Origin of the sequence: Klebsiella sp. C239 (genome assembly GCF_048822715.1) — a bacterium.
GTDB lineage: Bacteria > Pseudomonadota > Gammaproteobacteria > Enterobacterales > Enterobacteriaceae > Klebsiella > Klebsiella quasipneumoniae.
Genome location: NZ_JBMEZK010000002.1, coordinates 403,877 through 415,749 on the forward strand (window position 1 = coordinate 403,877; position 11,873 = coordinate 415,749).

The 11,873-nt window shown below is 54.3% G+C and carries 11 protein-coding genes and 4 pseudogenes; 5 read left to right on the forward strand and 10 right to left on the reverse strand.

All coding sequences use genetic code 11. The features are described from left to right. Positions 1-334 precede the first annotated feature (334 nt). The 6 genes and pseudogenes from ACOI6Z_RS07085 to ACOI6Z_RS07110 form a co-directional block, all read right to left on the reverse strand. Positions 335-634, reverse strand: a complete 300-nt coding sequence (locus ACOI6Z_RS07085) for a DUF1889 family protein (protein ID WP_004205347.1) — start codon at positions 632-634, stop codon at positions 335-337. 184 nt (positions 635-818) lie between these two features. After that, positions 819-2,372 carry a peptide MFS transporter gene (locus ACOI6Z_RS07090; protein WP_023290949.1) on the reverse strand — a complete coding sequence of 518 codons (1,554 nt, stop codon included), beginning with the start codon at positions 2,370-2,372 and terminating at the stop codon, positions 819-821. A 473-nt stretch (positions 2,373-2,845) separates the two neighbouring features. Beyond that, positions 2,846-3,267 (reverse strand): annotated as a pseudogene (arsC, locus tag ACOI6Z_RS07095) (glutaredoxin-dependent arsenate reductase). 9 nt (positions 3,268-3,276) lie between these two features. Further along, positions 3,277-3,630: pseudogene (locus ACOI6Z_RS07100) on the reverse strand (ArsB/NhaD family transporter); the annotation flags it as partial. Beyond that, complete coding sequence (locus ACOI6Z_RS07105) at positions 3,564-3,707, reverse strand: ArsB/NhaD family transporter (RefSeq protein ID WP_111459414.1); 144 nt, start codon at positions 3,705-3,707, stop codon at positions 3,564-3,566. The gene ACOI6Z_RS07105 and the pseudogene ACOI6Z_RS07100, both read right to left, overlap by 67 nt. A gap of 51 nt (positions 3,708-3,758) precedes the next feature. Then, complete coding sequence (locus ACOI6Z_RS07110) at positions 3,759-4,088, reverse strand: metalloregulator ArsR/SmtB family transcription factor (RefSeq protein ID WP_065813329.1); 330 nt, start codon at positions 4,086-4,088, stop codon at positions 3,759-3,761. A gap of 217 nt (positions 4,089-4,305) precedes the next feature. Here ACOI6Z_RS07110 and ACOI6Z_RS07115 point away from each other — a divergent pair, with 217 nt between their 5' ends. Both ACOI6Z_RS07115 and ACOI6Z_RS07120 read left to right on the forward strand, forming a co-directional pair. Next, positions 4,306-4,599 carry a YciI family protein gene (locus ACOI6Z_RS07115; protein WP_049013765.1) on the forward strand — a complete coding sequence of 98 codons (294 nt, stop codon included), beginning with the start codon at positions 4,306-4,308 and terminating at the stop codon, positions 4,597-4,599. A gap of 18 nt (positions 4,600-4,617) precedes the next feature. Continuing rightward, positions 4,618-5,190 carry a DUF1349 domain-containing protein gene (locus tag ACOI6Z_RS07120; protein ID WP_420687118.1) on the forward strand — a complete coding sequence of 191 codons (573 nt, stop codon included), beginning with the start codon at positions 4,618-4,620 and terminating at the stop codon, positions 5,188-5,190. 3 nt (positions 5,191-5,193) lie between these two features. Here ACOI6Z_RS07120 and ACOI6Z_RS07125 read toward each other — a convergent pair. Next, a pseudogene (locus ACOI6Z_RS07125) lies at positions 5,194-5,456 on the reverse strand (hypothetical protein). Positions 5,457-5,672: 216 nt separating this feature from the next. On the opposite strand from ACOI6Z_RS07125, the pseudogene ACOI6Z_RS07130 reads away from it, so the two are divergent. Beyond that, positions 5,673-6,374 (forward strand): annotated as a pseudogene (locus tag ACOI6Z_RS07130) (carboxymuconolactone decarboxylase family protein); the annotation flags it as partial. Between the two features lie 362 nt (positions 6,375-6,736). On the opposite strand, the gene ACOI6Z_RS07135 reads toward ACOI6Z_RS07130, so the two are convergent. Beyond that, a complete protein-coding gene (locus ACOI6Z_RS07135; protein WP_065813333.1) occupies positions 6,737-7,666 on the reverse strand; it encodes a LysR family transcriptional regulator in 930 nt (309 codons plus the stop codon). A gap of 129 nt (positions 7,667-7,795) precedes the next feature. On the opposite strand from ACOI6Z_RS07135, the gene ACOI6Z_RS07140 reads away from it, so the two are divergent. After that, positions 7,796-9,184, forward strand: coding sequence for an MFS transporter (locus ACOI6Z_RS07140; protein WP_065813334.1), 1,389 nt, complete (start codon positions 7,796-7,798; stop codon positions 9,182-9,184). Between the two features lie 291 nt (positions 9,185-9,475). Here ACOI6Z_RS07140 and ACOI6Z_RS07145 read toward each other — a convergent pair whose 3' ends face one another. Both ACOI6Z_RS07145 and ACOI6Z_RS07150 read right to left on the reverse strand, forming a co-directional pair. Further along, on the reverse strand, positions 9,476-10,348 hold the full coding sequence (locus tag ACOI6Z_RS07145; RefSeq protein WP_065813335.1) for a DUF6998 domain-containing protein: 873 nt from the start codon (positions 10,346-10,348) through the stop codon (positions 9,476-9,478). Positions 10,349-10,523: 175 nt separating this feature from the next. After that, positions 10,524-10,982: a helix-turn-helix domain-containing protein gene (locus ACOI6Z_RS07150; RefSeq protein ID WP_139070342.1), complete on the reverse strand. Its 459-nt coding sequence runs from the start codon at positions 10,980-10,982 to the stop codon at positions 10,524-10,526. 122 nt (positions 10,983-11,104) lie between these two features. Here ACOI6Z_RS07150 and ACOI6Z_RS07155 point away from each other — a divergent pair, with 122 nt between their 5' ends. Then, positions 11,105-11,857 carry a hypothetical protein gene (locus ACOI6Z_RS07155; protein WP_420687121.1) on the forward strand — a complete coding sequence of 251 codons (753 nt, stop codon included), beginning with the start codon at positions 11,105-11,107 and terminating at the stop codon, positions 11,855-11,857. Positions 11,858-11,873: the final 16 nt, after the last annotated feature.

Below are 11,873 nucleotides of genomic sequence, written 5' to 3' on the forward strand. Positions count from 1 at the left end.
TTGTCGTCTTTCGTAGGCCGGGTAAGGCGAAAGCCGCCACCCGGCAGAAATGCGGGCACAATAATGAAACAGGTTTGTCATCAGCCAGAATGCCTTCCCCGGTGGGGAAGCCATTAAACCGTCTTCAGGGATTGCCCGGCGGCGCTGCGCTTGCGCGGGCCTACGGCCAACCGCATAACGGGTTGATATTGTCGTCTTTCGTAGGCCGGGTAAGGCGAAAGCCGCCACCCGGCAGAAATGCGGGCACAATAATGAAACAGGTTTGTCATCAGCCAGAATGCCTTCCCCACCGGGGAAGGCATTAAACAGAAGACGCGGGGTTGATGCGCGGCGATTACACCAGGGCGCGCAGTTCTTCCCGCATGTAGGTGGAAAAGAATTCCGGATGCTTAATCACCAGCCGTTCGCCGGCGGCGACCCGTTCAGCCCACTCCGCCACTTTGTCGGTAAACCCGGCGCTCCAGCCTTGCTGCTGACCGCGCTCAGCGACGTCGGCCGGGCTGGCTGGCACGCCCAGCTCTTTCAAATATTTGAGAATTCCCTTCGCGGTACTTTCATCCATAGACTGTGGTACTGGCTCAGACGTATTCATACCACCAATGAAATCCAATGCTTTATCAATGACTGCTGGCATAGGTGTGTCCTTATATTAACCACATAGTAAACCTGACTACACTATGGACCGGAAAGCGACGTGATTTCAAAGAACACGCTCACGTTATGGGACATCGCGCATTCAGAAAAGGGGATTTTGCACTGCCGGGGCGGGGGTTGGACAAAAAACAAGCCGGTCCCGCGGGACCGGCCTGGGGGTCGCGTCAGGCGTTGCTGACGGATTTTTGCGCGCCGCTGGACTGACTGTTCTCCAGCATCCGGCGGACCGGGACAATCAGCACGGCCAGCACGGCGGCGCAGATCAGCAGCGCGATGGAGCAGCGGGCGAAGAGGTCCGGCAGCAGCGACAGCTGATCGGCCTTCACGTGACCGCCAATCAGGCCCGCCGCCAGGTTACCCAGCGCGCTGGCGCAGAACCACAGCCCCATCATCTGGCCGCGCATTCTCTCCGGCGCCAGCAGGGTCATGGTCGCCAGGCCAATCGGGCTCAGGCACAGTTCGCCGAGCGTCAGCATCAGGATGCTGCCCACCAGCCACAGCGGCGACACACCGGCCCCGCCGTTGTTCAGGACGTTCTGCGCCGCCAGCATCATCAGGCCAAAGCCCGCCGCCGCGCACAGGATGCCAATGACGAATTTGGTCATGCTGCCCGGACGAACGTTTTTACGCGCCAGCGCTGGCCACGCCCAGCTGAATACCGGGGCGAGGAGAATGATAAATAAGGCGTTAATCGACTGGAACCAGACCGCGGGGATCTCAAAATCGCCGATCATCCGGTTGGTATAGTCGTTAGCAAACAGGTTGAATGAGGTCGGTTTCTGTTCAAATGCCGACCAGAAAAAGGCCGCCGAGACCAGCAAAATAAAGCACACCAGCAGGCGCGCCCGCTCTTTACGGTTCAGGCCGGCGAAGACGAACAGCCAGATGAAATAGAGCGCTACGGAAGCGGCAATCACATAGACCAGCACGCTGGCCACCGCCACCGGGTTAATCACGATCGTGCCCAGGCTAATGAGCGTGACCAGCACAGCCACTCCCAACGCCAGCGCCAGCAGCCACGCCCCAACGCCATTCTTTTTCGCCACCGGGCTGTTCCAGGTGGAATCGAGGCCGACCTCTGCGTCATAGCGCTTCATCGACGGCACGGCAAAGACACGGAAAATGATCAGCGCCACCAGCATCCCGATCCCCCCGATGCCGAAGCCCCAGTGCCAGCCATGGGATTTAATCAGCCAGCCGGAGATCAATGGCGCGATAAACGAGCCGATGTTGATCCCCATGTAGAACAGCGAGAAACCGCCGTCGCGGCGCGCGTCGCCTTTTTTATACAGAGTGCCGACCATCACCGAGATACAGGTTTTAAACAACCCGGAACCGAGGACGATAAACATCAGGCCGATAAAGAACAGGTCGTTGCCCAGCCATGCCGACAGGGCGATCGACAGGTGCCCGAGGGCGATCAGAATCGAGCCGTACCAGACGGCGCGCTGCTGGCCAAGCCAGTTATCCGCCAGCCAGCCGCCCGGCAGCGCGGCCAGATACATACTGCCGGCAAAAATCCCGACGATCGCCGAGGCGTTCTCCCGCGCCAGCCCCATTCCGCCGTCGTAAACCGTCGCCGCCATAAACAGGATCAGTAAGGGGCGGATGCCGTAAAACGAGAAGCGCTCCCACATTTCGGTGAAGAACAGGGAGCCCAGCGGATAAGGATGGCCGAAAAAGGTACGGCTTTCGTTTTTATTAACAGAGGAATGCATAAATTCTCCAGATAAGGTGCACCGCAGCGCAAGTTAACCGTATAAAGCGGGCTGACGATTTATAATTTGTTTGTCTTAACATCAGGAACAAGCATTTTTAACCATTTGATAACCATGCAGTGGTTTTGTCCAGCCCCTTACCTTCCCTTTTTAGATGAAAAGTCGACTAACATCTAGTTTTATAGATTTAATGCTCGCAAAAGCGCAAACGGCGTTGACATTATGCCATTGTAAAGAATACATAATTTTATTTATTAAAAACAGTAAGTTGATTGAGTAACAAAGGACAAAAACCGTCGGTGCAGGCAGGGCATATAACGACAGGAAAAGTAAGGGAAACGGGGCTGAGGAGGCAGAAATAGCGCTAAGGGAGAATATTGTTCAGCCATCCAGGTGTTTCACACCCGGAGAGCCTCCCGCGAGGCAGGATGCACATGGCTTGCCGGCTGCTACAGCCGGCGCCATTTTGCGCGCTATTTCACACGCTGCCCCGTCCGATCAATGACGCGCTCACCGTCTTCCTTCACGAAGGCGCCTTTTTGCGGCGCCGTCAGGATCTCCAGCACCACCTCTGACGGGCGGCAGAGCCGGGTGCCCCGCGGCGTCACCACGATCGGACGGTTGATCAGGATCGGATGCTGGAGCATAAAGTCGATTAACTGGTCATCTGTAAACCGGTCTTCCGCCAGGCCCAGCGCATCGTAGGGTTCGACGTTTGCCGCAGCAGCGCCCGCACCGGGATCGCCATCGCGGCGATCAGCTGGCGTAGTTCATCACGCGACGGCGGCGTCTCCAGATAATAGATAATGGTGGGCTCAGCGCCGCTGTTGCGGATCAGCGCCAGGGTATTACGCGAGGTGCCGCATTCAGGGTTATGGTAAATGGTGATGCTCATAGCACGTTCTCATGGCTGATTGAAGGAGAGACGCAGCGCCAGCGCGGCCAGCGTTACCAGCAGCACCGGCAGGGTCATGGTGATGCCGCAGCGAAAATAATACCCCCAACCGATGGTGATGTGCTTTTGCGCCAGCACATGCAGCCAGAGCAGCGTGGCCAGGCTACCAATCGGCGTGATTTTGGGCCCCAGATCGCAGCCGATAACGTTGGCATATATCATGGCCTCTTTGATCGTCCCTGTTGCCGCGCTGCCATCGATCGACAAGGCGCCGAGCAGCACGCTGGGTATATTATTCATGATCGAAGAGAGGAAGGCCGACAGGATACCGGTGCCCAGCGTCGCGGCCCAGAGCCCGCGCTCCAGCCGATCCCTAACCCACGCGGCTGCCAGATCACCAGCACCAGGGTCAGGACAAAAATCGCACCTGCAAGCAACATCGTTCCCCCACCAATCACATTCGAAAAATCATATATGTTAAGATAAATTTTTTACCGACAACCCGGCTCGTCAGTCAGTCTGCTGACCATCAGCCGCACCTCGTCCTGCTGACTTAGCCAGACCTGCTCAATCACCTGCGCCGCCCAGGCCGGCATCTGCGGAGAGAGGCGATAATGGACCCACTTACCCTGTTTTCGATCCAGCAGCAGCCCGCTCTCCCGCAGCATTGCCAGATGGCGGGAGATCTTGGGCTGGGACTGGGCGAGCGCCATACAGAGATCGCACACGCACAGCTCTCCCCGCGCCTTGAGCAACAGCACGATCCCCAGCCGGGTTTCATCGGCGAGGTTTTTGAACAGTTGCAGGGGCAATAAAGACATGGTTTCTCCTCAAGCGTGACGGACAGCATACGGGACCACGAACAAAGATCAATATGCATTCGAAAAAACATATGTGTTTTTCACAGCCGCGATAAATCTCCATACCATTGCAACATGTGCCTCCTGCTCAATAGCACGCAAAAATGCCGCGTTTTCTTTTAACCATCATCGAAATGTGTCAGGCTGAAGATCCCATCGGATTGACAGGGTTTTCAGGATGAGTACGATTTATGTGGTTGTATTAACATATATAAAACCGCTCGAAGAGATTGACAGCGCGATCCCCGCGCACGTCGAATGGCTCAAAAAAGGCTATGCTGACGGCCTCTTTCTCGCCTCTGGCCGCCGCCTTCCCCGCACCGGCGGGGTGATTCTGGCGAAATGTGACAGCCGGGAAATTCTGGAATCGCGTCTGAGCCAGGATCCCTTCCAGCAGCTGGGTCTCGCCCATACGGAGATTATCCCCTTTGAGGCCAGCATGGCGTCCCCCGCGCTGCAGACGCTGTTATAAGCCTGTCCCGGAGGAAACATGCAGCCGTCCTTTCACTGGATCAATGAACCTGCCGAGTGGCGCCGCGATACCGACGGCCTGACGGTGATCACCGATAAGCATACCGATTTCTGGCGTCATACCTGGTATGGCTTCGAGCGCTTCTCCGGCCATCTTTATGCCGCTGAGGTGGAGGGCGATTTTACCCTGCAGGCAAAAATCTGTGCGGATTTCACCACGCTTTACGACCAGGCCGGGCTGATGATGATGACGGACGAGCAGACCTGGCTGAAGGCGGGAATTGAATTCAATGACGATGCCCCGGCCATCGGCAGCGTACTGACGCTGAATCACTCCGACTGGGCCACCGGGCTTTTTCCCGGCGACCCACGCACCTTCTGGCTGCGTCTGACCCGCAAAGGCGATGCGTTAAGGCTGCAGTATTCGACCGACGGCGAGCGCTGGCAGCTGCTGCGGCTCGGCTACTTTCCGCCAGGCCCGGTGAAAGCCGGCGTCATGTGCTGCTCACCGGAGCGCGGCGGACTGGCGGTTGCCTTTCTGGATATTCAGCTTTCCCCACCGCTGGACAAAGCACTGCACGATCTGAGCTGAACGCTAGCGGGAAGACCCGACTTTCTCTGCATCCTGGGGGCCAGGATTGCAGGTTCGCGGGTCCCGGGCAGATAAAATTGGCCGTGCTTATCGGGATCGGTGCCGCCCGGGCACCCTGCCCGGCCCGAGGAGTTATCGCTATCGCCACCGTCTGAACCGTTGCCGCCGTCGGCGCCCGATATTACCGACTGGCCGTGATAACCATGCGCTGCAGTGGCTGAAAACGCCACCAGCGCGAACACACAGACCATTAAGCGTCTGCCCATTGCTGCCTCTCCCTTAGTGAAATTCCCCGCCCATCGCGTTGACGATGGGATAAGCCGTTGCACGGCAACATGCGCCGCGATTAAAAAAACGCTTTATCCACAGGGAGTATAGGGTTAAGGCAGAGGGAAAGACAGGGCCGGCGCCTTCAGACATTTCGCACGCAAAATAGCCTTCATTCCGCGGTATGCGCTATCAGAAAATCAATCAGGGCTTTCACTCTTTCGGACGCTGACATTCACGCGGTCTCCCCGGCGCTGGCACGCTTTGGCCGTGAGGCCATCAGCAACGACCTCTGGCAACGTGACGCCCTGTCCGCCCGCGACCGTAGCATCATGACCATGGCGATGCTGATTGCCCGCAACCAGCCAGGCGAGCTGAAGCACTATATTGCCGTCGCGCTCGATTGCGGCGTGACGCCCGCGGAAGTGTCAGAGATCATTACTCACCTCGCCTTCTACGCTGGCTGGCCCAATGCGATGTCAGCCGTCAGCGTCGCTAAAGCCATCTTTGTAGCCAGGGGCGTGACGGCAGAGGCCCTGCCCGCCGCCTCGCCAACGCTGCTGCCTCTCAATGAACAGGTAGAGAAACAGCGTGCAGAGACCGTGGAGAAAAATGTCGGTCCCATTTCGCCTGGCCTGGTTAAATTTACCGCCGACCCGCTGTTTCTCGACCTCTGGCAACGGCCCGCGCTTACGCCCCGCGACAGAAGCCTGGTGACGGTCAGCGCGTTAATCGCCGCCGGACAGAGCGCGCAGATTGGCTACCACCTAAACAGAGCGATGGATAATGGGCTTTCGGCTGAAGAGGCCGGAGAAGTGGTCGCCCAGGCGGCGTTCTACGCGGGATGGCCAAATGCGTTTACCGCTGCTCCTGTGGTCGGTGAGGTATTGCGAGCGCGCGAAAGCAAAGCTGAATAAAAAAGGATAAAGGACAGGAAAGCTGTCCTTTATTTATCGTTAATAGTTAGCTTAAAGGTAGCACGAGGGCTTTCGATTAAATCTCGCGGAAAGGACATAAACGGTCTATCGAAGTATGGAGACTTCGATCGTGAGTCTGTTCAGAGCGCTCATTGAGAAAATTTCCGTTCCGTATGCCGTCATGAGTCTCATCCTTTGAAAGCAGCGATCGCTGTGGCGAGACTGTAGCGCGGACATGTCTATTTGGTCAGAGATCGCCATCTCAATTTAGCTACTACACCGCTACTTCGCTTAATTTATTTTATCTTAAATATCAATTAATTGTATTATCAATTTAATATAAGTTGATGTTATAGCAATCGCTATACAGGCTCCTTAGTCATGACTGACCTCCCCCCACCGCATATCGCAAGAATTTGCTTTCTCAGCCAGCGGTGACCGGGGTCGCGTTCCATTCTTGGGTGCCACATCTGCGATACCGTAATACGACGGCTTTTGAACGGCAGCTCGAAAACGTGTACCTGGTCCGTTACCTGCTGATTGAGTAAATAGAGTGCGGGTATCATGGCGATAAGATCCGATTCCAGCGCCACGGACAGTGCTGTCGGAAATCCCGGTACGACGCTCGCAATTTTACGTTTTGTCCCCAGTTCGGCCAGCGCATCGTCAACGGATCCGTGCAACGCGCCCTCGGGTGACGCTACCACATGGCCCCAGGCGACATAATCACCCACGCCTATTTCTGCCTGCTTAGCCAACGGGTGCCCTTTACGCACAACGCCAACAAACCGATCCTCAAACAGTCGCTGCAGCCGTATTTCTGGCCCCATATTACTCTGAACGCCAATCTCCAGATCAACCAGCCCTTCCCGAATATAGCGCGACGTTTTTTCCGGCTTAGGCGCGAAGCGTATACAGACGTCCGGCGCGGCGTCGGCAACCGCTGCGATGAGCGCAGGCCCAAACGCCACCACAAAACCATCGTTTGCCCTGATGGTAAAAAGACGCGCCAGACTTCGCGCGCAGAACGTTTCAGTTGAGGGCTGCAATACCGCCCTGGCATCGTGCACTGCACGCCTGGCGCGATCCCGGGTCGCTTCGGCCCACGGGGTCAGTACCATGTTACGCCCGGCGCGCACCAGGATCGGGTCTCCTGTGACATCGCGTAACCTGCTTAATGTCCGGCTCATGGCTGAGGTGCTGAGGTTCAGACGACGTGCCGCACCTGCGACACTCGCTTCACTCAGCAATATGTCGAGTGCTACCAGCAAATTAAAATCGGGATCAGACATTCCCCTTTCTCCCAGCACATTAAGATAAGGCGTTTGATGCAACAATAAAGTGAAAATAGTGCGCCTTCCGCCCGGTAAAAGCCATCTTTATAGTTTTGTCATCCATACACTCTTCTCAGAGGACAAATGATGACGCTCTTTTCCAGCCAACCCGGCGACGAAGGACTGCCTGGCCCGGCGCGCGCACGGGTGATGGCCGCAATAATGACCACCACCTTAATGGGCGTGTTTGATGGCACCATGATCAACATTGCCCTGCCCTCAATGGCTCAGGATTTGCAGGTACCTGCCGGTATTGCCGTCTGGTTCGCCAACGGGTATCTGCTGGCGGCTGCGATGACGCTGGCGATATTCGCGGCGCTTGCGGCCCGTCTGGGTTATCGCCCCGTATTTCTGGCGGGCCTGACGACCTTTACCCTGACATCACTGGGTTGCGCGCTGGCGAATAAGCCCGAAGTGCTTATCGGTATGCGCGTGCTTCAGGGGATCGGCGGCGCGGCGACGCTGAGTATTGCCCCCGCAATACTCAGGTCCGTATTTCCCGGGCGATTACTTGGCCGCATTCTGGGGTTCCATGCCCTGCTCATTGCCTCCAGCTCCGCTATCGGCCCGGTATTGGGCGGTACGATCCTTCACACCCTGAGCTGGCAATGGCTGTTTGCGATAAACGTTCTTCCCGGCACCCTCGCCTTACTGCTGGCGGTCAGAGCGCTGCCGCGTGATGCGATCCGTATGCAGGCGCCCTTCGACACCCTGGGCGCCATATTGTCGGCGCTGCTGTTGGGTTCGACGATCATGGCGGCGAACAGCCTACAGAACGCTACTTCTCAATTCGGCAGCCTTTGCTGGATGGCTCTCGCTGCGCTGAGCGGCATGGCTTTTATCTGGCAAATCCGCCGCACGGGTCATCCCTTACTGCCGCCGAGCATGTTTAAAAATGAACGTTTTACCCTCGCGGCTTTCACATCGATGGTTGCTTTTGTCAGCCAGGGGATCACCTTTATTGCGCTACCCTTCCTGTTTCAGAGCGAATACGGCTACAGTCCGGTAGTGTCTGCCCTGCTGTTTACGCCGTGGCCGTTAGGGATCGTGCTGATTGCGCCGCATGCAGGCCGTTGGGCGGACACGATATCAGCCCCGGCGATATCCACCCTGGGGCTGGTGATATTTGTCGTCGGTTTGATCCTGCTGGCGACGTTACCCGCCAGCCCTCCAATGTGGGATATCTGCCTGCGAAGTCTGGTGTGCGGAATAGGGTTTGGCTGCTTTCAGAGTCCCAATAACCGGGAAATGCTCTCAAACGTTATTCGTGAGCACGCGAGTTATGCGTCCGGAGTTTTATCCATTATGCGCACTTTCGGGCAGTGCCTGGGAGCCGCCGCCGTAGGCGTTCTGCTGGCAGCAGATGAAAGGTCAATTCATGTTGCGCTGTGGAGCGCCGCCGCGGCCTCTGCGGTATCGGTCGTCGTCAGCGCGAGCCGGTTGCGTAAAATCACTCATCCTGCGGAAACAGGATAAGTGCGAAAATATCACTAAACGCTACTACTCCAGCGCCAGCAGCGCAAAACGCCGATCCCGCAACCAAAGAGGAGTCCTCCGTCGGAGTTTAATAGACTAACAGAATGCTATAACTTCTTATTTATCAAGGGAAAATTGAGTTGGGTAGACTTCAGAAGACTTGAGTTTGGAGCGGGCGAAGGGAAATCACTCCCGCTCCAAAGTTCTCGTAATCCCATGGATTTATTAACAAAAACGTGATGCATTGTAGGAGGGTTTTGTAGGAGGAACTACAACGTTTTGCAAACCGCTTCACTCCAGAACGCTGATAAGTTTTAGCGCGTCATTTCTGACAGAATCTTGCATTCGCTCAGAGTCAGCGATCAACGCCAAAGCCTCAATACTTAAACCATCCCTGATCACTTTTCGCGCTTTACTGAGACGGCTCCGGCAACTTTTCTCTGTATAACCCTCACGTAAGTGCATTTGCTCAATGATATAAGCGCTTGGTAAATTTGAATCGGCAAAATGATGGTAGTAGTTTACGAAGCACTCCATCCCAATAGCCTTAAGGAGGCTGACCAGGGTAACACTACTCGTTATCTTCTCTGGTTGATTCAAAACCTCTTTCATAGGTTCGGGTGGAAGGGTTTGCATAGCCGCTTCATTGACTGAAGCCGAACTCCTGACAATCAAGTCTTCTTTGATGGAACTAACTCGGGGATCAGTAAGAATCACGCCCTTGAGGTTTACGATATGTGCGTTAACGTGGTCACTATGCCGTGCATAATCTCGTATTACTTCATGTGGGATTTTGTAAGCATCAAGAATGTTGTAAGTCTCATCGAAAATAACCGCGATTAAATAATCAAAATCGGCTGCCTCATAGTTACGCAAGGCACTAAGCTGCCGGGAAGGATTATCCGGCGTAACTCTCCTAGCTTTGATCTGCACTTTCAGGCCATCAGCATCAATAGCATCAGCGCCCGCCGACGAATTACTGAGAAGAGTCATACCCAGTGCTTTAGAAACCAGCCATTCAGCATAGTCGCCAACAGGATTATTCTTGGTGCGAATGACACCTCTAAAACGCAACTGCGTTAATATTTCGGAATGAAGTGACAGTAACTCAAGATTATTCAGCGCATTTAGCCAATCATATGATATTAAATAATTATTTTTCAAAAATACTCTCCACTGCCGAAGTGAAATGCCACTGTAACGCCTACGTAACGCACCTGGATTTTGATGTTTTGTCGACTCTTATAGAAGAGTAAGACTGATTCATAGGTGTCTCACCTTTTGCCAAAGAAGACTGTTCATTAATACAGCATCCAGAATTCATAAACTTACACTTACTTCACTTTCTCAGTTTGCCCCACCGCACTGCCGAAACAATGCCCCAGTTGCCACTGGTATTGGGCCTACGCCATTTTGCTGTCTCCATGCTACGGAGATACTCAAGAGCTTCAGAAAACGTGCCAAAACGCTTCTGAGCCGCTTTATCACCTACGCCAAACGAACCATCACGGGAGCTCGCCAAACCGGGGTGAAAACAGGAACCATCGGCTGCATATGGAACCAACAGTTCCGGATCGTTATCTTCAGATGAGTCAGACGCTAACAACTGCCACGGCTCAACACTGAGAGCGTTGGCCAGCACCTCAATCGCATCCAAAGACGCATTAGAACCGCCGCGTTCAATGCGGCTCATATAGCTACGAGCAAACCCACACCGATCGGCAAAGGCTTCTTGGCTCATTCCGGTGGCAATGCGCAACTCTTTTACTCGTTGTCCAAACAGTTTTCTCAGGGTCATTTTCATGCCCTGAATTTGCGCAGATGTCCACTAAAGAGCCACGCTCCAATAGTGACATTTTGAATCAATGGTCTATGATGCGATAACTGACACCGCTGGGGTGGATTCTGAGGGGTAACAACATGTCAAAAACACGACTTAGTAAGCCCGGTTTTTCAGCCAAGTCTGTGCTGACCATTATGTTAATCGCTGCGTCATCTGGATCTTATGCAGCAGAAAGCATCGATCAACTGGCGACGCGCATCGGTATGGATCACTTCCGGGAAGCAATCAAAAAGGGTGATCGCAGCGCCTTCAAAACGCTGCCGGCAAAAGGCTATAAAAACGGACTTACCGGGTTGCTCATCAAAACTAACACCTACATTAACCCCGAATACAGCTTTGCTGATTGCGATACGGACACCGTTATTATCTCGGTGCAAGAACACAAAACACTCCCTGGTTGCCGCATATCTCTAAAGCTAGCGACTAAAGATGCTGACGGTAGCTATCACGATAATGGCATTCGCATCGAATACGGTATTGCGACCGGCTCCAAAAAGTTTATCGCCAACAATTCAATGTGGGCTCAACATGTCATCAACGGTGACAAAGTGCTTGAAGGCGTCCTCCATCCGGACAAAACGAGTCACAACAAAGATCAAATGTGCACGGGTATGGCACAATTCACTGCAAACGTAACCGAAGGCCGAAACAGTGGAATGATGAAAGGAGAATATTATCAGCGACTTGATAATATGAACGGTAAGTCAGGCGTCACACCTCAAATGATCACACTCTATAAGAGCTTTGTTGACTATGTGTATGATCATCCAAGACAAGATGCTAAGGTTTCTGCGGCATTTATTTACGCTAACTGCCTGAATAATTTCTAATTATGCTCTGGATTTA

Coding starts and splice junctions, on each gene's coding strand:
- ACOI6Z_RS07115 (WP_049013765.1), top strand. CDS start 4,306: ATGAGTACGATTTATGTGGTTGTATTAACATATATAAAACCGCTCGAA.
- ACOI6Z_RS07135 (WP_065813333.1), bottom strand. CDS start 7,666: ATGTCTGATCCCGATTTTAATTTGCTGGTAGCACTCGACATATTGCTG.
- ACOI6Z_RS07085 (WP_004205347.1), bottom strand. CDS start 634: ATGCCAGCAGTCATTGATAAAGCATTGGATTTCATTGGTGGTATGAAT.
- ACOI6Z_RS07150 (WP_139070342.1), bottom strand. CDS start 10,982: ATGACCCTGAGAAAACTGTTTGGACAACGAGTAAAAGAGTTGCGCATT.
- ACOI6Z_RS07090 (WP_023290949.1), bottom strand. CDS start 2,372: ATGCATTCCTCTGTTAATAAAAACGAAAGCCGTACCTTTTTCGGCCAT.
- ACOI6Z_RS07105 (WP_111459414.1), bottom strand. CDS start 3,707: ATGTTGCTTGCAGGTGCGATTTTTGTCCTGACCCTGGTGCTGGTGATC.
- ACOI6Z_RS07120 (WP_420687118.1), top strand. CDS start 4,618: ATGCAGCCGTCCTTTCACTGGATCAATGAACCTGCCGAGTGGCGCCGC.
- ACOI6Z_RS07140 (WP_065813334.1), top strand. CDS start 7,796: ATGACGCTCTTTTCCAGCCAACCCGGCGACGAAGGACTGCCTGGCCCG.
- ACOI6Z_RS07155 (WP_420687121.1), top strand. CDS start 11,105: ATGTCAAAAACACGACTTAGTAAGCCCGGTTTTTCAGCCAAGTCTGTG.
- ACOI6Z_RS07110 (WP_065813329.1), bottom strand. CDS start 4,088: ATGTCTTTATTGCCCCTGCAACTGTTCAAAAACCTCGCCGATGAAACC.